Annotated in this window: 16 protein-coding genes; 5 read left to right on the top strand and 11 right to left on the bottom strand. The window is 65.7% G+C overall.

Going from position 1 to position 21463, the window contains the following annotated elements; translation table 11 throughout:
* Window positions 1-382 precede the first annotated feature (382 nt).
* Complete coding sequence (locus ABB29_RS05995; RefSeq protein WP_057657698.1) at window positions 383-1420, bottom strand: YeiH family protein; 1038 nt, start codon at window positions 1418-1420, stop codon at window positions 383-385.
* A 78-nt stretch (window positions 1421-1498) separates the two neighbouring features.
* On the opposite strand from ABB29_RS05995, the gene ABB29_RS05990 reads away from it, so the two are divergent.
* Both ABB29_RS05990 and ABB29_RS05985 read left to right on the top strand, forming a co-directional pair.
* Entirely contained in the window at window positions 1499-2431 is a 933-nt protein-coding gene (locus ABB29_RS05990) for a LysR family transcriptional regulator (protein WP_245622547.1), read from the top strand.
* Window positions 2432-2641: 210 nt separating this feature from the next.
* Window positions 2642-3001 carry a hypothetical protein gene (locus tag ABB29_RS05985; protein ID WP_057657696.1) on the top strand — a complete coding sequence of 120 codons (360 nt, stop codon included), beginning with the start codon at window positions 2642-2644 and terminating at the stop codon, window positions 2999-3001.
* Window positions 3002-3109: 108 nt separating this feature from the next.
* Here ABB29_RS05985 and ABB29_RS05980 read toward each other — a convergent pair whose 3' ends face one another.
* From ABB29_RS05980 to ABB29_RS05970, 3 genes are read right to left on the bottom strand one after another with little or no spacing between them, the layout of a single operon-like run.
* A complete protein-coding gene (locus ABB29_RS05980; RefSeq protein ID WP_425414736.1) occupies window positions 3110-4636 on the bottom strand; it encodes a response regulator in 1527 nt (508 codons plus the stop codon).
* 5 nt (window positions 4637-4641) lie between these two features.
* Window positions 4642-5082 (bottom strand): response regulator, encoded by a 441-nt coding sequence (locus tag ABB29_RS05975; RefSeq protein WP_057657695.1) that lies wholly within the window; start codon window positions 5080-5082, stop codon window positions 4642-4644.
* An 8-nt stretch (window positions 5083-5090) separates the two neighbouring features.
* Window positions 5091-6857: a sensor histidine kinase gene (locus tag ABB29_RS05970; RefSeq protein WP_057657694.1), complete on the bottom strand. Its 1767-nt coding sequence runs from the start codon at window positions 6855-6857 to the stop codon at window positions 5091-5093.
* A 296-nt stretch (window positions 6858-7153) separates the two neighbouring features.
* Between ABB29_RS05970 and ABB29_RS05965 the strand changes: the two genes are divergently transcribed.
* A complete protein-coding gene (locus ABB29_RS05965; RefSeq protein ID WP_057657693.1) occupies window positions 7154-7840 on the top strand; it encodes a hypothetical protein in 687 nt (228 codons plus the stop codon).
* The gene (locus ABB29_RS05960; protein WP_245622546.1) at window positions 7837-8343 is read left to right on the top strand and encodes a DUF305 domain-containing protein; all 507 of its coding nucleotides are present in this window, start codon (window positions 7837-7839) and stop codon (window positions 8341-8343) included. The genes ABB29_RS05965 and ABB29_RS05960 overlap by 4 nt, the downstream gene beginning before the upstream one ends.
* A 19-nt stretch (window positions 8344-8362) precedes the next feature.
* On the opposite strand, the gene ABB29_RS05955 is transcribed toward ABB29_RS05960, so the two are convergent.
* From ABB29_RS05955 to ABB29_RS05935, 5 genes are all read right to left on the bottom strand, one after another.
* Window positions 8363-8773 carry a hypothetical protein gene (locus ABB29_RS05955; protein WP_057657692.1) on the bottom strand — a complete coding sequence of 137 codons (411 nt, stop codon included), beginning with the start codon at window positions 8771-8773 and terminating at the stop codon, window positions 8363-8365.
* Between the two features lie 30 nt (window positions 8774-8803).
* Complete coding sequence (locus tag ABB29_RS05950; RefSeq protein ID WP_157062521.1) at window positions 8804-9034, bottom strand: hypothetical protein; 231 nt, start codon at window positions 9032-9034, stop codon at window positions 8804-8806.
* Window positions 9035-9129: 95 nt separating this feature from the next.
* Window positions 9130-9528 (bottom strand): VOC family protein, encoded by a 399-nt coding sequence (locus tag ABB29_RS05945; protein WP_057657690.1) that lies wholly within the window; start codon window positions 9526-9528, stop codon window positions 9130-9132.
* 220 nt (window positions 9529-9748) lie between these two features.
* On the bottom strand, window positions 9749-10009 hold the full coding sequence (locus tag ABB29_RS05940) for a hypothetical protein (protein ID WP_057657689.1): 261 nt from the start codon (window positions 10007-10009) through the stop codon (window positions 9749-9751).
* Window positions 10009-18711 carry a glycoside hydrolase family 94 protein gene (locus tag ABB29_RS05935; protein WP_245622545.1) on the bottom strand — a complete coding sequence of 2901 codons (8703 nt, stop codon included), beginning with the start codon at window positions 18709-18711 and terminating at the stop codon, window positions 10009-10011. The genes ABB29_RS05940 and ABB29_RS05935 overlap by 1 nt, the downstream gene beginning before the upstream one ends.
* Before the next feature lie 220 nt (window positions 18712-18931).
* On the opposite strand from ABB29_RS05935, the gene ABB29_RS05930 reads away from it, so the two are divergent.
* On the top strand, window positions 18932-19945 hold the full coding sequence (locus tag ABB29_RS05930) for an SDR family oxidoreductase (RefSeq protein WP_057657688.1): 1014 nt from the start codon (window positions 18932-18934) through the stop codon (window positions 19943-19945).
* 248 nt (window positions 19946-20193) lie between these two features.
* Here ABB29_RS05930 and ABB29_RS05925 read toward each other — a convergent pair whose 3' ends face one another.
* Both ABB29_RS05925 and ABB29_RS05920 read right to left on the bottom strand, forming a co-directional pair.
* Entirely contained in the window at window positions 20194-20682 is a 489-nt protein-coding gene (locus ABB29_RS05925; protein WP_057657687.1) for a hypothetical protein, read from the bottom strand.
* A 239-nt stretch (window positions 20683-20921) separates the two neighbouring features.
* Window positions 20922-21455, bottom strand: a complete 534-nt coding sequence (locus tag ABB29_RS05920) for a lipocalin family protein (protein ID WP_057657686.1) — start codon at window positions 21453-21455, stop codon at window positions 20922-20924.
* Window positions 21456-21463: the final 8 nt, after the last annotated feature.

Genomic DNA, 21463 nt, shown 5'->3' with positions numbered 1-21463 from the left:
CTGGCGACGCGACCGGGGCGGGCAGGGCGGCGGACGAAGTGTTCCAGCGTGGCGGCTTGCCCCTGGCGGAGGAGGCAAAAGTGGCTCCGATGCAAGTATTGCCAACCGACCGGATCCGTCATCGAGGTCGGCACGTTGATGCTGTCATTACCGACACCAAAAGAGCATAAGGTGTTACTCGAGTCAATATTACCCGGTGCCGGCGCCGCTGTATTTGATTGAGATCAACGGCGGTCGTGGATGAAAGACAACGGTTGCTGCGCCGGTTGCTGCAACGCAAGACGGGTCAGTCGAGGCATGCCCGCTGAACAGCGGAAGGTTGTGGACCAGGCCGGGCCCACGCGGCGCGCAATGCCGTGATTACCGTCGCAGGCGTTGCCTTTCAGCCAGCCAGCAACGCCTGCAGCGTTTGATTGACGGCGAAGCCACCGACCAGCAGCCAGCCGAACAGCACTGCCGCCAGCAGCAGCGGCCGCACGCCGGCCTGGCGGATGGCGTCCAGCGAGGTGCGCAGGCCGAGCCCGGCCATCGCGGTGGCCAGCAGCACCGTGTCCAGCAGGTTGATCCAGGCCAGCGTCGTCGACGGCAACCACGACAGTGAATTGAATGCACTGACCGCGATGAACCCCAGCGCGAACCACGGCACGCTGATGCGCCGGCCAGCATGACCGCCCGGCTGAGCGGTACCGCGGGTGAGCCACGCCGACAGCAGCATCAGGAACGGTGCCAGCAGCATCACCCGCAACATTTTCTCGATGACCGCGACATGGCCGGCGTCGCTGCCGATGGCCTGCCCGGCGACCACCACCTGGGCGACTTCGTGGACGGTCGATCCGACATACAGGCCGTAGCCGTGCGCGCTGATCCCCATCAGTGGATACAGCAGCGGGTAGAGGAACATCGCCACGGTGCCGAACACCACCACTGTCGCCACCGCCACCGAGACCTTGTGCGCCGGCGCGCGCAGCACCGGCTCGGTGGCCAGCACCGCCGCGGCGCCGCAGATGGCGCTGCCGGCGCCAATCAGCATCGCGGTGTCGCGGTCCAGCTTCAGCCAGCGGGTGCCGACCCACACCGCCAGCAGGAATACCGAGGCCAGCATCAGCGCGTCGATGGCCAGGCCGGTCGGCCCAACCGCGACGATATCGGCCAGGCTGACCCGGAACCCGTACAGCACGATGCCCCAGCGCAACAACCGGCCCTTGCCGATATCCACGCCGCTGCCGATGGCCGCTGCCCAGCGCGGAAACACGGTGTTGCCCAGCACGATGCCGGTGATGATCGCCAGGGTCAGCGCGCCCAGCCCATGCGCCTGCAGCCATGGCAGCTGGCCCAGGGCCATGCCGGCCAGGGCGACTGCGAGACAGAGCATCAGGCCCAGTGCCGGTCGCGGCTGCGTTGTGGGTGCCAGGGTTGCCATGTCGCCAGTTCCATCGTTGCCAGCGACAAGCGTGGCTGGCTGGCCTGATGGAATCAAACGCATATACTTCATCAATACATGAATCTGGCTCATGCAGCGATGAATCTGCACCGGTTGCGCGTTTTCCTGGCGGTGGTCGAACACGGTGGCGTCAGCCGCGCCGCGCAGGCGTTGTGCCTGACCCAATCGGCGGTGTCCAAGGCGCTCAAGCAGCTCGAACACCAGCTCGGCCTGCCATTGCTGGAACGCAGCCCGCTGGACGGCAAGAGCCTGCGCGGCGTGCAGCTGACCGGCCACGGTGAGGCCTTGCACCAGCATGCGCGGGTCATCTTCGCGCTGGAGCAGGCCGCCAGCGACGACATGGCCGATCGCGCCCAGATCAAGGCGGGTGCCCTGCGCCTGGGTGCCAGCACCACCATCGGCGGCTACTGGCTGCCGCGGTGGGTGGCGCGCTACAAAACCCTGCATCCGGCCATTGATGTCGAACTGCGCATCGGCAACACCTGCGATATCGCCCAGGCGCTGCTGGACTACCGGCTCGACATCGGCTGGGTTGAAGGACAGGTCAGCGAAACCGGCATCCAGGCGGTACCGTGGCGAGAGGAACCGCTGGTGCTGGTCTGTGGCAGCCAGCACCCCCTGGCAGGCACGGCGACGGTGACCGCGGCGATGCTGACGTCCTGTCTCTGGCTGACCCGCGAAGCCGGTTCCGGCACTGGGCAGATGATCGAGGCATGGCTAGCACAACAGTCGCTGCTGCCCGAACGCCAGCTGAGGATGGGCAGCAACGAAGCGATTGCCCAAGCGGTGGCAGCCGGCGACGGGGTGTCATTGTTGCCGCGGGTGGTGGTTGCCGATCTGTTGCAGCTGCAACGGGTGCACGTGGTTGCATGGCCATCGTCTTCGGCATCGTCGCTGCAGCGTTCGCTGTACCAGTTGACGCTGGCCCATCGCCCGCCCTCACCGGCGCTTCGCGCATTCCTGGCGCTACTGGACAGCGTCGCCCTCTGAACAAGCGGTTGCCAGCGCGGCGGCGAGGTGGTGGCGGTGTTTTTTCCGCCGGAAAGTGTCAAGACGGCGTGCACGGATTGTATCGACGGTGTTGTTCTTCACCTCGAATCGGCAAACATGAACCTGCAACGTGAACGCTGCCGACCACGCCGTAAATTGTTCATGTTTCTGATCCAGACTTGTCTCCCACGCACATCAACGGAGGCTCATATGTGGCACAGCACCAGGACGCGTCAGTCGCAGGAAAATCCCCTGGCCCAGGTGGTCGACATCGAGTCCGAGCTCAAGTACTGGCAGAGCCAGCAGAGCGACGGCAAGCTGCAACTGCTGGGCGCCACCCGCGACGCGCTGGAGAACTGCATCAAGATTGGTTACGACACCTACCTGCTCAATCACCGGCAGAGCTTTGACGAAGTCCAGCCGACTTTGCAGGCCCGTTACCACAAATATCGCGCCGACGACCTGATTGCCTGGCAGAACGCGCAACCGGTGATGCAGGCGATCTGGCAGCGCTTGAAAGGCGAACCGGCACAGTCGCAGGCCAGCCAGCGCGCGGGTCGCTGGATGTAAGCGACAGCTGGCTCGAGAGCCAAAGAAAAAAGCCCGGCTTGCACCGGGCTTTTTTGCTGGCCAGCGGGATCGCCGGTCAAATCGCCGGTCAACCCGCGTTGTCATGGTTCAGCGTGGCGGGTCGACGTCCAGCACGTTCTGGATCGCGCGGAACAGCGCCGGTATCTCCGGTGGCTTGGCGACCACGCCATTGACCAGCGTCTCCGGCAGGACCTGGTGGGGCAGCGCTTCTTCCATTTCCTGCAGGGCGATGACCGGGGCGCTGACGCCACGGTTACGCAGGGCGGTCAACAAGGTCGCCGCCGACATCAGCGACAGGTCCGAGTCGACGATGATCAGATCGATCTGGCTGACTTCGGCCGACGAGCGCAGGGCCGCGGCACCGTCGGCGACGCTCAACGGCAGGTAGCCCTGCGCCGACAGCGCATTGGCAATCAGCGGCAGGCGGGTGGCGTCTTCGTCGACCACCATCACCAGGCGACCACCACCGTCGACGAAGCGATCGGCCAGCGCCGGTTCGGCATCGGCCATGTAGCGGGGCAGGGTGAGGATGAACTCGCTGCCTTCGCCGAGCGTGCTTTCGACCCGCACGCCGCCGCCGACACCATCAATGAAACGCTTGCACGACATCAGGCCCAGCCCGGTGCCGTTGGGCTTGGTGGTGTAGAACGGAGTGAACAGGCGCTGTTTGACTTCATCGCTCATGCCCACGCCCTGATCGCTGACCCGCAGCAGCAGGTGGGTGTCGGGGGAGTCGGGATGCGCTTCGACCGACAGCAGGATTTCGCCGCCGCGGCCCTGCATCGCATGCACCGCGTTGATGCACAGGTTGAGCACGCACTGCTGGAACTCGGTGAAGTTGGCGCGAACGCTGAACTCCTCGTCCGGCACCTGCAGGCGCAGGGTCACGCCGCGGCGCAGGGTGCCCTGCATCAGCATCTCGATGGCGTCCAGCAGTTCGTGGATCTTGACCACTTCGCTGCCGACGTTGCGCGAGCCCTTGACGAACGACAGCATCGATTCGGTCATGTCATGGCCGCGGCGGACGCTTTCGGCGATGATCTTGCCGAGCTTGTGCACGCGTGCGTCTTCGGAATAGGTCGACAGCAGGTCCGGCACGATCAACAACGGTTGCAGCACGTTGCGCAGATCGTGGCTGAGGCCGGCCGCCAGCATCGCCAGGCAGTCCATCCGCTGCGAGCGCAGCAGCTCCTTCTCGACCATCGCCCGTTCCTGCTCCAGTCGGGCCTCGCGCACCGCGCGCGCGGCCGCGGCCGGCAGCCGTACGGGGTTGTGCTTGAGGATGTAGTCGATCGCGCCGTTCTGCAGGGCCTGCACCGCGATGTCTTCGCCAATCGTGCCGGAGACGAAGATGAAGGGCAGTTCCGGGCGTTTGCTGCGCACGATCTTCAGTGCCACGTCGCCGGAGAAGCCGGGCATCTGGTAGTCGGACAGCACCAGATCGTAAGGCGTGCCATCGAGCGTGCGGCGCAGCTCCAGCTCGCTGTCCACGCGCTCGAACTCCGCCTCCAGCCCGGACACCAGCAACTGGTCCTGCAGCAGTTCCGCGTCCTCGGCGGAATCTTCAATCATCAGGACCCGGAGCGGGCCCAGTGCGGGCAATCCCTGCGGCACGGTCATCAATCCTCGTCAGGGGCCTGGTTGATGACCGCCCAGAACTTGCCCAGGGTCTTGACCGCCTGGAAGAACTGGTCGACGTCGACCGGCTTGACCACGTAGGCATTGACGCCCAGATCCCAGCTGCGGGCCAGGTCGCTTTCCTCGCGCGAGGACGACAGGATCACCACCGGCAGCTTCTTCAGCTGGGCGTCGCCGCGGATCTTCTGCAGCACTTCAAGGCCGTCCATGCGCGGCATCTTGATGTCCAGCAGCAGCACCGCCGGCAGGCCTTCCTTGCGGTCGGCGTACTTGCCGGCGCGGAGCAGGTAATCCATCGCTTCGACGCCGTCCTCGACGTGGACGATGGGGTTGGCGAGGTGGGCCTCGCGCAGCGCGTCGATCGCCATTTCGGCGTCGGGGGCGCTGTCTTCGGCCAATAGGATGGTGCGCATTTCGGTCATGTCGTTTCTCAGTGTTGGGCGTTGGCCGGCAGGGTGAAGTGGAAGGTGGCACCCTGGTCCGGTACGGCTTCGGCCCAGATCTGCCCGTTATGGCGGGTCAGTACGCGACGGACAGTGGCCAACCCGACGCCACTACCCGGAAATTCGTCGGCCTTGTGCAGCCGCTGGAACACGCCGAACAGCTTGGACGCGTAGTTCATGTCGAAGCCTGTGCCATTGTCGCTGACGCTGAAATGGTGGCTGCCGTCGGCCTGTTGCTCGTAGCCGACGGTGACCTTGGGATGCGCGCGCTTGCTGCTGTACTTGACCGCGTTGCCGAGCAGGTTGGACCACACCTGGCGCAGCATGTTCTCGTCGCCAGGCACCACCGGCAGCGCCGGAATCTGCCATTCGACATCGGCATTGCCTTCACCGGAGGACAGCATGCCGCGGGTTTCCTCGACCAGCGAATGCATGTCCACCGCCTGGTGCCGCAGCGCGGTCTTGCCCAGTCGCGAATACACCAGCAGATCGTCGATCAGCCGCGACATGCGCTTGGCCGACGAACCGATGATGCCCAGGTAATGCAGCGACTTCTCGTCGGCGGCCTCGCCGAGATGGCGGGACAGCTTGTCGGCGAAGCCGGCGACGTGGCGCAGCGGCGCACGCAGGTCATGCGATACCGAATAGCTGAACGCCTCCAGTTCGCGGTTGACCTCGGTGACCTGCTGGACCTTGGTCTGCAGTTGTTCGTTGAGGTCGGCCACGCGCTGCTCATGGACCTTCTGCGCGGTCACGTCGCTGACGGTCAGCAACGCCACCGGCTCTTCGGAGTCGGGCAGATGCATGCGCCGCGAATTGATCAGTACCACCCGCGAGACCTCGTCCTGGGTCTGCTGGCGGACCTCGAAATCCCACAACTCGCGGCCACGCGCCAGCACGTCGGTGAGCTTCTGCAACACCACCGGGTCGTCCCATGAGGCGCCGGGCAGTTCGGACAGGGCACGGTTGTCGTTCTCGCGACCGTAGAACTCGTCGAACGCGGTGTTGCTGAGCAGGATGGTCTGTTCGGCGTCGAGCAGCGCAATCGGCTCGCGCACGGTCTGCAGTACCGCCAGCGCGCGGCCGCTGGCGGCCTGCATGTCGCGTTCGGCATTCAACCGCCGCTCGACCTGCCGGCTGAGCAGGAACGCCAGCGTGCCCAGCACCACCAGCTGCAGCAGCATCGAGGTCCAGCTCAGATAGGTGGCGCGCTTCTGGCTGGTGGCGGCGATGCGGGTACGTTCGGCCAGCAGCGCATGTTCGTCGGCCAGCACCTGGTCCAGCAGGCCGGCAATCTGCACGCCTTTGATCTGTTCGAACAGCTCGGCCTGTTGCCCGGCCGGCGCGGTGGACAGGCTGCGGAACAGCGCCAGCCGGCGCTCGACCACTTCCTGCAACTGGCCCAGTCGCCGCTGCTGGTTGGGGTTGTCGACCGTCAGCCGGGTAATCGTTGCCAGCCCCGGTTTGATGTTGCGACTGCCTTCGCTGATGCGCTTGTTCAACAGTGGATTGTCGGCGTCGCGCTGCAGCGCCTGTTGCAGCAGCGCGGCCTCGACATCGCGTACATCCATCGCCAGGGTCTTGACCGCTGCTTCAACCTGATAGGTGTGCGAGACCGCCTTGGCGGCATCCAGGGTGTCCCGGGCCAGGTTCATCGACAACAGATGCGGCAGGATGACGATCAGGAACAGTGCGACAACGACGGTTGGCAGGTACCAACGCTTGCCCAGGGCTTTCAGTAACGCTTCCGGCATGGCTTCCCCAAAAGTGGCGCGTCCGGGTGCGTCGCCGCCCCCATCGAATGTGACATGGTCATATTACTCTCAATCACATTTTCTGTGAGAACTGGACATTCATGTTTTGCTCCGCTGGCGGCCTCGCTGGCGTGATGAAGGCGTGAAGGTGGTGGATGCCCACCACCGGCCTTCACGGCCCGGCGACGACGCTGACGCGAAACACCAGATCTGTTCAGCTTGGCGCCGCTTGCACACATCAAGACCACATCGCCGGGTCGAAGCTGGCCGCACGCAGAAGGAGCGGGGGCAAGCCGATGAACACGTTGTTTTCAGGATTCTTCATCACGCTGGGGCTGGGTATCGGCTCGGTCATATCTTCGTTGTCGGCCACCGCCGCTGACGGCTGGAATGGCGGCCAGCTGGATGGGGTGAACGCACCCCGGGTAGCCAGCCAGGACGCCGGGCTGCCGACGCCGCCGGAACTGCGCCGTTCCGAATCACAGGCACTGGGCATCATGCTGGCCCTGAGCCACCACGAACGCGAAGTGGCCCAGGCCATCAGCGCCAGCCACAACCCGCAATTGCAGCAGACGGTCGCCCGCCACATGCAACAGCACCAGCAGCACATGCAGGAGCTGGAGACGCTGCCGGTCGATCTGGATTCGGATGCGACCCGCGACCTGTGGCTGACCGCCGCCAGTGAGGAAGCGGTGATTGGCATGCAGGACGAAGGTGATCGCGATGGTGCCTATCTGCAGGCAGCGCTCAAGTGCAACCAGCACGCGCTGGCGGTCATCGACCAGCAGGTGCTGCCGGCGGTGAGCTCGGAACCAGGGCTACGCATGGTCCGGCAGTCGCGCCAGGACACCCTGCAACGGATCAATGAGCTGAAGACCCTGCTGGCCGACAACGACGTGGCGCGGCAGCATGGCAGCTACGCTGATGGCCCGACCGACACCAGCGTGGCCCCGGCCGAGGCGCGGCCGGTGCAGGCGCCGTGAGCACCGGACAGGCACAGGCCGGCCAGCGCTATCGCCGCTTCATCGTGATGGTGCTGGTGTCCACGTTGTTGATGTTCGGCCTGATGTACCTCAACACCTATGCGGCCTCGCACCTGTTCTTCAGCCAGACCCGGATGTGGATGGCGCTGCTGATGGGTGCGGCGATGGCCTTGCTGATGCTGGCCTTCATGCACGGCATGTACAGCAACGGCCGCGCCAATCTGCTGATTGTCGTGGTCTGCCTGCTGACGTTCGGGGTTGCGCTATGGCTGGTGAGAAGCCAACGCACCGTCGACGACGTGGCGTACATGAAAGCGATGATTCCGCATCATTCCATTGCCATCCTGACCAGTCGCCGGGCGCGGATCGTGGATCCGCGCGTGCGTGAACTGGCCGACGGCATCATCGCTACCCAGGAGCGCGAGATAGCCAGGATGGAAGCATTGATCGCCGATCTCGAAGACCAGCGCCAGACTGCGACGCAGGCAGCGGAAAAGCGCTGACAGGCCGTTGCGCCAGGGATCAATGCCAATGGTTGCCACAGGCACGACAGGACATCCGGCTGGCGCGGGCAGGGAAAGGCGCTGAAGCGACCAGACAGGTGGCGACCGCGAGCAGCTTCTGCGTCAGCGGCACCGCAGCGGCAATCTGCAACGAGCCGCAGGCCGGGCAGGTATCGGCCCGGCTGGGGTCATCTGCCAGGAATGCCTGTTCCAGGACACCGGCATGGTAGTCGTCGATCAATGCCGCGGCCTGTTCCCGGAATGCCAATGGCACCTGCAGTGCGACCCCGCCCAACGCCATCGACATCGGCCAGTTGGCGACCACGTGCTGATCGCCGGCGACGCTGGCGGGAATCCCCTCGGCAAGCAGCAGCCCGCGCAGTATGTAGGCCTCCCAAGGATCGATGTATCGTCCGATGATGATGAGCATCTGTGAATCGAATCCTGATTGGAATGATGATTATCGCCAAGGCCGCAGGTTGCATGTGCTGGTCACGATCAGTGCGCCTCCGAGCAGGGTGAAGCCGATGATCGGGATCGCCGCATACATGCCTGTGTAGGTGATACCCCTCAGCTTGAATAGCGGGATACCTGTTGCCAGCCAGCGCAGCGACGCTGAACCTCCCATCAGGAAAAGCAGACATCCTCCGAACAGGAGCATCCATTGCGTACCGCGCGTGGGCTTGTCCATGGTCGACCACATTCGTATGGCTGCCCGTCAGCCGAAGATGAGCTTAGTATACTGACGACGTGCTCCGGTAACCAGGAAGATGCCGCCGTTGGCGGCTACGCCGACGCATCACGCATATGCACCAGCCCCCAGCCGTGGCCATCCGGATCGACAAAACTGTGCGAATACATGAAGCCATCGTCTTCGGACTGGTCGTAGCTGGAACCGCCGGCCGCGAGTGCCCTGGCGACCAGTTCATCCACCTCGTCGCGGCTCTGGCAGGTCAGGGTCAGCAGGACTTCGACCGCCTGGCGCGTATCGCATACCTGCTTGGGGGTGAAGTCGCGGAAGCGGGCATGCGACAGCAGCATGACGATGACCGTGTCGCTGACGACGATGCAGGCGCCACCTTCACCGCTGAACCGTGGATTGCGGGAAAAACCCAATGCTTCGAAGAAGGTCGCTGACCTGGCCACGTCGGTGACGGGAAGGTTGATGAAGATTTTCCTGTTCATGGCGTAGCCTCTATGGGTGTTCGCTGGATCGGTTGGACTGGATGGCGGGCAGGCGTCCATGCCCTGATGCAATGACGCACCAGCCACGCCTGGATCGACATTTCATGCGCAGCGCTTTGAATGGTTCCGCGCGCAGCGGGGGCCGACACCGGGCAGGCTGGGGTAACCACGGCATGGCGCGATATCGCGTGCAGTAACCACCGCAGGGCGCTACGCCCGCTCATGACGCAGGCGATGGCGGCCGGCTGGCCGGTCCGGCCTCCAGCGGCAACGGCAGCTCCGCCGCGCGTGCCTGCAGCATCCGTTCGATCCGCGCGTCCACCCATGGCCGCTCGGCGGGTGCCGCCCGTAGACGTATCTCGTCGGCCAACGCCTGGAACTGCGGCCAGAACGCGGCCGGATGCGGCGCGCTGGCCAGCCATGGCACCAGCGCGGCTTCCAGCTGCGCCAGCTGATCCGCCAATGGCCGGCGGCCGGGCATCAATCGACCGCCGGATACTCGATGCGGACGTGGTGGACGTGGCCGTCATCGAGCAATGGGATGTCGCCGTCGGCGCTGGCTTGTTCATCCACCCAGACCTGCTGCGTGGCATGGTCACCGGGACGCAGCTCGATCAGGTACACCGCCTGGCCGTGGCGATACTGCAACTGATAGCCGTCGCGCCATGCAGCCGGCACCCGCGGTCGCACCCGCAGGCGATCGCCGATGCGCTCCAGACCCAGCAGTGATTCTGTCAGCAGGCGATACATCCAGCCGGCCGAGCCGGTGTACCAGGTCCAGCCACCGCGTCCGACATGCGGGGCCACCCCATAGACGTCGGCGGCCATGACGTAGGGCTCGACCTTGTAGGTGGCAAGCCGGTCGGCGTCGTCGCCATGGTTGACCGGATTGATCATGCGGGTCAGTTCCCATGCGGTGGCGCTGTCGCCCATCTCGGCGAAGGCCATCGCCGTCCACACCGCGGCATGGGTGTACTGGCCGCCGTTCTCGCGCACGCCCGGGACATAGCCACGGATGTAGCCGGGGTCCTTGGGGGTCTTGTCGAATGGTGGATCCAGCAGCTGGATCAGGCCGGCGTCGCGCTTGACCAGGTACTTGTCGAGCGAGGCCATCGCGGTACGCACCCGTTGCGGATCACCGGCGCCCGACAGCACCGCCCAGCTCTGCGAAATGGAGTCGATGCGGCACTCGTCGCTGAGGTGCGAGCCGACCGGCGTGCCGTCGTCGAACCAGGCGCGCCGGTACCATTCGCCATCCCAGGCATGCTGGTGCAGGTTGTCGCGCAGGGTGGCGGCGCTGCTGCGGCAATAGTCGGCCACTTCAGCGTCGCCTTGTGCCTCGGCCACGGCGATGAACTGGGTCAGGGTCTGGTACAGGAAGAAACCGAGCCAGACGCTTTCGCCCTTGCCGGCATCGCCAACCCGGTTCATGCCGTCGTTCCAGTCGCCGCTGCCCATCAACGGCAGTCCCTGCTGCCCGAGCAGCTCGGTGCCGCGTTGCAGCGCCAGCACGCAGTGCCGGTACAGCGTGGCCTGCTGGTGCGAGGTGGTTGGCATGTCGTAATACGACTCTTCGTCGGCATTGACCGGGCGGCCTTCGACAAAGCGCACGCTTTCGCCCAGCACCGAGCGGTCGGCGGTCACCTGCAGGTAGCGACTGGTCGCCAGCGGCAGCCACAGGTAATCGTCGGAGCAGCGGGTACGCACGCCGCGGCCCTGCGGCGGATGCCACCAGTGCATCACGTCGCCCTGCGGGAACTGGTGCGCGGCGCTGGCCAGCAGGTGTTCGCGGGTCAGCTCCGGCGCGGCGTGCACGCTGGCCATGGTGTCCTGCAGTTGATCGCGGAAACCGAACGCGCCGCCGGACTGGTAATAACCACTGCGGGCGATGTAGCGGCAGGCCAGGGTCTGGTACATCAGCCAGCCGTTGACCAGCATGTCGACGCTCGGCTCCGGGGTGCTGACCTTGATCTTGCCGAGCACGTGCAGCCAGTGGATGCGCACGCTGTCCAGTGCGTCGTGGGCCAGCTGCACGCCGCGGCTGCGCAGCGCAAGGCGCTGGGCCTCGCCGGCATTGGTGGCCATGCCCAGGCGGAACACCAGCTCGTGGCAGCGCTGGCCGTTGTCGGCGGCCAGCTCCAGCGGCACCTGGATTGCCGCGCACGGGTCCATCGCCACCCCGCAGCGCCCGGACAACTTCTGCCGGCGCAACGCCGCCGGTTGCGCCAGGCTGCCATTGCGGCCGATGAACTCGGCGCGGTCGCAGGTGAAGCTGCGGCTGCCGGCATCGACGTCGAAGAACGCGGTGCGGCCTTCGAACTCGATGTTGTACGGATTGCGCGCGGTCAGCAGCCCGGTCTGGCTGTCGCATTCGGTCAGCACGTGCATCTGGTTTTTCGCGCGCAGATCACCCAGCACCCATTCGACGTAGCCGGTGGCACTGATGCGGCGGGCGCGGCCGGAATGGTTGCGCAGCCGCAGCGCCGAATACTTGACCGGGTCTTCCAGCCCGACATAGACCCACAGCTCGCTGGCGATGCCATCTTCGATGTGTTCGTAGACGCTGTAACCGAAGCCGTGGCGGGTGCGGTAGGCGCCGCTGCCGGGGCAGGGCAGTGGCAGCGGTGACCAGACCTTGCCGGTCTCCTCATCGCGCAGGTAGAACGCTTCGCCGCTGGTGTCGCTGACCGGGTCGTTGTGCCACGGTGTCAGCCGCAGCTCGTGTGCGTTCTCGAACCAGGTATAGCCGGTCGAGCTCTCGCTGACCACGCTGCCGAGCATCGGGTTGGCCAGTATGTTGGACCACGGTGCCGGGGTCGGCTGGCCGGGCCGCGATACGGCGATGTATTCGCGACCGCTGGCGGCGAACGCACCGATGCCGTTGTCGAACAACTGCTGCGTTTCGACCGGTTCGAATGGCCACGGGTCCTGGTCTTCGCCCAGTGCGACCGCTGGCGGCAGGCCCAGCAGCGGATCCTCGGCTGGCGCGCTGCCGGCATCGACCGTGTCCACGTTGTCGGCAACGCTGATGCGGGGTGTCTCGGCCACCTCCAGCAATGGCGGCAGATCGCGTTCCGGTGCCAGCCGCTTGCCGACCTGGCTGGCCAGGCTGCCCTGCTTGTCGCTGATGATGGCGCGGGCGACGGTGCTGAGCAGGATGCGATCTTCCTGGGTCAGCTGCTGCGCCGGGCGCACGAAGATGCCGCCCGGACGATCCAGCAGGGTGGCTTCGGGATCCGTGGCGATCATGCCCAGGATCTGATCCTGCAACTGCTGGCGATAGCCGGTCTGGCTTTCGTTCCAGATCACCAGATCCACGCGCAGGCCCTTCAATCGCCAATAGGCGTGTGCCTGCACCAGCTGGCGCACCAGTTCGATGTTCTCGGCATCGGAGATCTGCAACAGCAGGATCGGCAGATCGCCGGAGATCGCATGGCCCCACAGCCCGGACTGGCCACGCCGGTTCTGCAGCAGGATCTCGCTGTCGGCGCGCATCGACGGATGCGTGTACAGCATCAGGCTGGCCAGTTGCTCGTAGATCTGGGCATCGGTCTGGCTGGCATTGATCTGGCGACGAATTACCTGACTGTGGGTCCAGGCCAGATCGAACACCCGGTCGGCGAGGCGGCGGTCGCGGTATTTGTCGACCAGGGCGCTGCAGGCGGCGCGGTCAGGACCAGTGCCGTAGACCATGTCGATGGTCGCGGTCTGCTCCGGCTTGAGCTCGATCCGGGTGCGGATGGCGACAATCGGGTCGAGCACCGAACCGCTGGTATTGGACAGCGCCTCCAGTTCATCCAGTGCCAGCGGATTGCGCGGGGTGCGGCCGCGGCCGAGGAAGCGCGCGCGATCGGTTTCATAGGACATCGACTGCACGTCGGCATCGTGCACCGCCACCAGGTGGAACATCCATGGCGGCACTTCGTCATGCGAACGCGGCCGCCGGGTGCACATCAGTGCCTGTTTGGCGGCGACGATCTCGGTCTGCACGAAAAGATTGCTGAAAGCCGGATGCAGCTCGTCGGCGATGGCCGGGGCCAGCACCACTTCGGCGTAGGTGGTGATCTCGATCACCCGCGTGCGCCGCGAACGGTTGCTGATCCGCAAGCGGCGCAGCTCGATGTCGTCCTCGGGCGAGATGGCGATCTCCAGATGGCTGTCGAAGGCGCGGTTCTTGCAGCGGAACTCGGCCTTGGCATCGGTGAAGATGGCTTCGTACTCGTCGGTGTCGACGCAGGTGGGCTGATAGGCCGCCGACCAGCTGTCGCCGCTGTACACGTCGCGCAGATAGCACCAGATGCCCCACGGGTCGCGGGTGCTGTCTTCGCGCCAGCGGGTCAGCGCCATCTCATGGATGCGGCTGTAGCCGCCACCGGCACTGGTCAGCATGCCGTGGTAGCGGCCATTGGACAGCAACTGCACCGCTGGCCGGCTGGGGCTGGGCGAGCGCATCACCCGCAGCTGCATTTCCGATTCGTTCTGGGCCAGGTTGGGCGCCTGTGCTTCGGTCTCGTGCGGATGGAACACGCCGGTGTGCGGAATGCGTTCCTGCAACAGCAGCAGGGTGGCCTGGAATTCGGCGTCGGCGGTGAAGCGCTTCTGCATCGGCTGCTGGCACAGCAGGTAATCCAGGGCCAGGAAGCCCATGCCCTGGTGATGGGCCATGAACGAACGGATCAACGCGTATTCCTGTCCCGGCGGCACCCGCGCCGGGGTGTAATCGACTGCTTCATACATGCCATAGCGGCCACTGAAGCCCAGCGTGTGCAGCCGTTGCAGGTTCTCGCAGGCTGCGCGCGGCGCGACCATCAACGCCATCATCGTCGCGTACGGCGCTATCACCACGTCCTGGCTCAGGCCGCGCTTCAGGCCCAGTCCGGGCGTGCCGAAGGCGCGGTACTGGTAGTTGAGGCGGCTGTCGACGGTGTTGTAGCCGGACTCGGATACGCCCCACGGGATGCCCTGGCGTTCGCCGTGCGCGATCTGCGCTTCGACCGCATGCTGCGAGGTCTGGTCCAGCAGCGTGTCCGGATAGCTGGGCATCACCAGTTGCGGCATCAGGTACTCGAACATCGAGCCGCTCCACGACAACAGCGTGGCATCGCCGTTGACCTCGGTCAGCAACCGGCCCAGTGCAAACCAGGTGTCCTGCGGCAACTGGCCTTGGGCGATGGCGACGAAACTGCACAGGCGGGCCTCGGAAGCCAGCAGATCGTAGTGGGCTTCGTCCAGGCGCCGCTCGTCGACGTTGTAGCCGATCGACAACAGCTTGCGGCCGCGGTCATACAGGAACCCATACTCCATCAGCGACATCTGCCCGGCCAGGTGCGCCAGCCGCTCCAACTGGTGGATGCGTTCGCGGGCGCGGGTCCGTGCCAGCGGATGCCCGGCCAGGTCCTTGATCTGGCGCAGGCTGGGGATGCGTGATTCGGCCACGCTCTCGGCGGCCGCGTCGGTGGCGGTGTCTTCCAGCCACGGGGCCAGATGGCGGATTTCACGCAGCGCGTGCTGCGCCTGTTCGCGCAGCGCGCGCAGCCAGTAATGCGGGCTGCTGGCATCGTCGTGCAGCAGGCTGGGCGGGAAACTTTCCTGCAACCGGGCGCATTGCAGTTCGATCGCCGACAGCACGGCCAGAGCCTGGCCCAGCGTCTGTGGCGGTTGCACGGCGGCGTCATCAATCCGCGCGGCTATTGCCTCCAGCGCCTGGCGCATGGTCTGGTCCAGCCAGTCGCTGTTGTGCACGGTTTCGCGCAGCAGGCCACAGGCGTGGGCCAGCCCGGTCATGGTGCTCGCCGCCAGCACCGGCGCGTCGACCAGCGCCAGTAGACCCTGGCGCAGGGTCAGCAGATGGCCGGCCAGATTGCCGCTGTCGACGGTGGAGATGTAGCGCGGCGGCAACGGCGCCAGGGTTTCGGTGTCGTACCAGTTATAGAAATGGCCGCGGTGGCGGGGCAGGGCCTCCATCGTCGCCAGCGTCGCGCTGGTGCGCTGCATGACCCCATCCACCTGCAGGTAGCCGAAGTCATACGCCGACAGGTTGGCCAGCAGCGACAGGCCGATATTGGTGGGCGAGGTGCGGCGGGCGACGACCAGCGAAGGGTGTTCCTGGATGTTGTCCGGCGGCAGCCAGTGATCCTCATCGCGCAGGTAGACCTCGAAGAACGCCCAGGTCCGTCGCGCCAGCCGGCCGAGAAATGCGGTCTGCTGTTCGGACAGATCGGCGGTGCGCGCCTGCGGTGGCTGGCCCAGCCAGGCCATCAGCCACGGCGCCAGCATCCACGCCAGGGTCAATGGTGCGGCCACTGCCAGCGCCTGCGGATTGAAGTGCGCCACCGCGACCAGTGCCAGCACCGCCAGCAATGCCGAAGGCAGCATCCCGACCAGCTCGATGTTGCCGCGCTGGCCAAGCCGTCGTTCGACCTCGCTGGAAGGATCCCATTGCAACAGGTGGCGGCGACTGACCAGCAGTCGCCACAGGGTGCGCGTGATCGCGGCGGCACTGAACAGTGCTTCGTACGGCAGGCAGGCGAGGTTGATCAACGCCTGCTGCAATTGCCGCGCGACTGCCTTGCCCACCTGCAGCAGGTGGGTTTCCAGGGTCATGTCTTCGGGCTTGACGAAGGTGTTGCGCAGCGCCGGCACGATCGCCGGCAGCAACAACAGGCTCAACAGCCACAAGGTCCAGGTCAGTGGATGCGGCAACACCAGCCAGCCGGCCAGCAACAGGATCAGCGTCGCCGACGGCACCAGGCTGCGGCGCAGGTTGTCCAGCAGCTTGCCGCGCGACAGCCACGACAGCGGATTGGCCTGCCAGCCGTTGCCGGCCATCGGTACCCACGGCAACAACCACGGCAGCAACTGCCAGTCGCCGCGAATCCAGCGCGAGCGGCGCTTGACGTCGGTGGCATAGCGCGAGGGATAGTCCTCGAACAGGCGGACATCGCTGACCAGCCCGGCGCGCGCATAACAGCCTTCCAGCAGATCATGGCTGAGGATGGCGTTTTCCGGGAAGCGGTTGTCCAGCGCGTGTTCGAAGGCGTCGACATCGTAGATGCCCTTGCCGATGAACGATCCTTCGCGGAACAGATCCTGGTACACGTCCGAGACCGTGCGGGTGTACGGATCAATCCCCGGTTCGCTGCCGAACAGGCGGGCGAAGCGGGTCAGCCGGCCGCCGCTCATGCTGCTGCCGATGCCCGGCTGCAGGATGCCGTAGCCGCGGGTGACCACGTTGCGGGTCTCATCGAAGCGGGCGTGGTTGAGCGGATGCGCCAGGGTGCCGACGAATTCGCGGGCGGCGTCACGCGGCAGCCGGGTGTCGCTGTCGAGGGTGATCACGTAACGCACGTTGGCCAGCACTTCGGTGTTGCCGACCACGCGCATGAAGTCGTCACCGGCGGCGGCATTGCGCTGCCGGTGCTGGCGCAGCAGCGCGTTCAGCGCCGCCAGCTTGCCGCGCTTGCGTTCGTGGCCCATCCAGGCCCGTTCCCGCGGGTTCCAGCGCCGTGGCCGGTGCAGCAGGAAGAAGCGCTGGCCGTGCTCGGGGTCATAGCGGGTGTTGAGGTTGGCGATCTGGCGGCTGGCGTAGTCCAGCAGGGCGTCGTCGCCGGGCATGGTCTCCTCGCTGGCATCGAGGAAATCACTGAGCAGGGCGAAATGCAGGTGCGCATCGCGGTTGGCCAGATAACGTACCTCCAGCCCCTCGACCAGCGCGTCGATGCCATCGGTGCTGCCGAGCATGCACGGTACCGCCACCAGCGAACGCGATTGCGCCGGGATGCCTTTGCTGTAATCCAGCCGCGGCAGTGGACGCGGGGTAACCAGGATGGTTGCCAGCCAGTTGACCAGGGCGATCGCCAGCTCGCTGAACGTCACCACCGACAACAGCGCCGCCAGCGCAAAAGCCCACAGCGGCCAGCCCAGCCCGGCCAGCTGCGCCAGCAGGATCGCGCTGGCAGCCACGGTCAGCATGGCGATCGGCGTCAGGTACGCCCATAGCGGCAAGCGCTGCGGGCTGGTATGGGCGACCCTGCCTTGTGGAGATGCAGCGGCAACCGCCTGCTTGAGCTGCTTCAAGCCGTCATCGATCAGGTAATAGCCGACATGTGCGTGCAGCGGGTCGGACCGGTGCTGCCCGGCCAGTTGCCGGGCCAGTGCCGCCACTTCGGGTTCGGCCACGCCGCTGCGCTTGGCCAGTTTTTCGACCATGTGCCGGTAGACATCGCGGGTGTTGAAGTCCATCAGCGAATAGGTGCCGGCCGGATCCTGGCGCAGTTCGGCATCGACCTGGCTCATGGTTTCGACAAACTCGCGCCAGTCCATGTTGGCCAGGAAACGCATGCTGTGGATGCTGTTGCTGATCGAGACCTGGTCGGCGGCCTGCTGCTGGTTTTCCGCGTAGACCAGATCCTTGATGCTGTGGCCGCTTTCGGTGACCCAATGTTCAACCCAGGCCAGCGGCATCGACAGCACCGCGCCGCCGCCCTGCAGGTTGCGGGTCAGTTCGGCGACGAACGTGCCCGACAGTGGCGGATTGGAACGCGCCATGTCGGCGACCACCAGGACCATGTCGCGTGGGCTGTCGAGGGCGGCGCGATTGAGCGCGCGCGCCCATTCCATCGCCGAGCGCTGCTCACCGGCGTCACGCATCACCCGCGAGGCGACCCGGCGCAGGTTGTCGATCAAGGCCAGTCGCAACATGATCGGGATCGCCCACAGTTCACCCAGCCGCAGCGGGCTGACGTCCTGGTAGGCGGAGACGAAACGGCTGATGCTCTGCGCGTCGATACGGCCATCGCCGTGGGCAATCACTTCCTGGGCGAGGTCGTAGACCCGCGGCAGGCCGGCAAACGGGCCGCTGTCCAGGCAGGGCAGCTCGCGGCTGTAATGCTTGGGCAGATAGCGGCGGGCGGTGCGGATCTGTTCTTCAACCAGATAGAAGTTGTCCAGCAGCCATTCGCCGGCCGGGGCGATGCGCAGGTCCTGGCGCACCAGCGAGGTGAGCAGGCTGCAGGCCGAATCCAGCAGCACCTCGTTTTCCTTCAACCGCCCCAGCAACTGGTCGGGGCAGGGCCGGGCGGCGATGGTGTGGGCACGGGCCAGTGCCCGGCCGCGGTCCTCCATCTGCTCGCTGCTCAGCAGGGTCGCCCGCAACGGGGCTTCCAGCGCCGGCGCCTTGCGCATGGCGGCGCGCCCCCATCGCCACAATCGACGACGCAATCTCAACCAACGACTCAGAATCCGCCACGCGTTAGGCATTCGCCATCCTGTCCTGTAGAGGTGTGGTGCAGTGCATCATGGCACTGTCGGTGCCAGTGGCGGGTGAAATCCGGCCCGATGCTTCACCCGCTCATGACCGTATCTGTACCAGCATCCTTGCATTCCCCATGTAAAGGAGCGTTCCGTGGCAACCACGCGCAAACCGCCGGCCAAGGCAGCCGGCAAGCCGTCCGCCAAGCGCACCAGCGCCCGCCAGAAGCAGCTGCAGGACCAGGCTGGAACCGCCAACGCCAAGGCCGCCAAGCCGACGCCGCCGAAGAAGAAGCCGGTGCAGGCGGGTGCCCGCAGGCAGCCCGAGCCACCGATGTCGGCCCAGCACCTGGCCAAGCCCGGCAAGGAAAAGGATCTGGACCTGGCGCCGCGCTACCTGGCCGCGGACTATGCCGGCAGCGGCAAGCTGGAAGGCAGGCGCGCGATCATCACTGGCGGCGACTCGGGCATCGGCCGCGCGGTGGCGGTGCTGTTCGCGCGCGAAGGCGCCGATGTCGCCATCGTCTATCTGGATGAGGATGAAGACGCCCGCCAGACCGCCGCCCAGGTCGAGAAGGAAGGTGGGCGCTGCCTGCTGATCGCCGGCGACGTGCGCGACTCGGCGTTCTGCGATCGCGCGGTCAAGCAGACCGTCAAGCAGTTCGGCGGCGTCGACATCCTGGTCAACAACGCCGCCTTCCAGCAGCACGTCGCCCGGCTGGAAGACCTGCACGATGACCAGATCGAGGAAACCCTGCTGACCAACATCGGCGGCTACCTGCACATGGCGCGCGCGGTGCTGCCGCACCTGGAGCAGGGCGACTGCATCATCAATACCGGCTCGGAGACGGCGCTGTTCGGCAGCAAGGAACTGCTGGATTACTCGGCGACCAAGGGCGCCATCCACGCCTTCACCAAATCGCTGGCCAGCCAGCTGCTGCCGCGCGGGATCCGGGTCAACGCAGTGGCACCGGGGCCGGTATGGACCCCGCTCAATCCCGCTGACCGCAAGGCCAGGGACGTGGCCAGGTTCGGCGCCGACAGCGACATGGGCCGGCCGGCGCAACCGGAGGAACTGTCACCGGCGTACGTGTTCCTGGCCTCGCCGGTGATGTCGTCCTACGTCAATGGCGTGGTGCTGCCGGTGATGGGCGGACCGCGCGGTTGACGCAGGTGGCGTGCTCACGGCCTCCGTATCCGGATGATGCAGAGGCCGCGGCCAGCCAGCGTGGTCAGAACCGGTAGCTCCAGCGCAGCCGCACGCTGCGCGGCTCGAACACGTGGTAGTGCAGGTTATGGACCCCTTCGGCCGGCTCGCCGGGCAGGTGCGCGCGGACTAATTGCAGCAGTGCCGCCCTGGATGTTGATCAATTCGCATAGAGATCTACGCCTCACTGCGCCGGCAACATTCCGTGTTCAACCATGCGGCGCGCACGTGGGTGAGCTGGATCGCGGGGCAGGCACCCGCCAGAGATGCTCGGCATGCTCGTCATCACCGACATAGAACGCAATGCGCCCGTCCTGCTCGCGACGGAGTGTGGGGCTGAACTGGATGCGGTGGATTTCGCCGCCCTTGCCGATGAAACGCATTTCACCGCCGCAGACGAAATTGGAGCCGGGCTCCGGTTGCAGTGCGCCACAGTTCAATGGTGAGGATTCGGCGCGGATCAGCTGCTTGACCCTGGGCTGGAAGAGTCCTTGGTCGGCCAATTCGCAGAAATAGTCCGCGATGCTGGAACGCATCTCGGCCTGTGAGGGCATCCACGCCGGACATTGGGATGCATCGCCTATGCAACTGCTGCCCGGGGCGTTGGAGGCAGCCGGTGTCGACGATGCCGCCAGTGCCATCGAGAACGGCAGCAGGCAGGCTGCGGCGGCAAGCGGTAGGCGAGCATAATTGAGCATGCATATTCCAGTCAGTTGAGTGGCGGCATGTTAACTCACGGCTTACTGCCCTCCATCCAACTGAAGCTGCCAGCTGTTGCGATGTGCGCGCATGGCAGCAGCAATCAGGCCGTGCATGGCGCGGCAACGACGAGATGATGTCGATGGCTCGCGCCAGGCAACCGTGACTGTGACCTGCTGACGCCGCCGTTGTACAGAAGAGGAAGCGCGACCGCCGGCGGTGCGGCCGCAAAGTTCGCTCAACGTGGCGACTGCGGCACCTTGCGCAGCTGGCGGATGTCGTAACCGAGGGCGGCGATGCGTTCGACCGCCTGCTGGTAATCGGCATCAGAGACCTGCGGGGTGCGCGCCATGTACCAGACGTAATCGCGCTTGCTGCGGCCGACGATGGTCTGTGAATAGTCCGCGTCGACCCAGGCAATCACGTATTCGGCCTGGATCGGCCAGACGAACTGCATGCTCCACAACGCGCCGTTGCCTTGTTGCTCGACCCGGCCAATCGGATGCATCGTTTTGAGCGGGGCGTCGAAGCTGCCCTTGCGATAGCTGAAGGTGGTCTGGATGCGGCCATCCGGGCGTTGCCGGTAGGACTCCAGCGCGTCGTAAGCCTCGCGTTCCGGCCACGACGGGATGTGCGCGATGACATACCAGTCGCCCATGAAGCGTGGCACATCGACCGCCGGCGGACGCGGCAGCGGGCGGGTCGAGTGGCTGCTGCAGGCGCTGGCGAGCAAGGTCAGGGCGAGCAGGGACAGCAGGTGGACAGTGCGCATGGGGCCTC

Origin of the sequence: Pseudoxanthomonas dokdonensis (assembly GCF_001431405.1) — a bacterium.
Taxonomy (GTDB): domain Bacteria; phylum Pseudomonadota; class Gammaproteobacteria; order Xanthomonadales; family Xanthomonadaceae; genus Pseudoxanthomonas_A; species Pseudoxanthomonas_A dokdonensis.
Note: the sequence above shows the minus strand (reverse complement) of the source record. Positions and strands in the feature narration are given on the sequence as shown.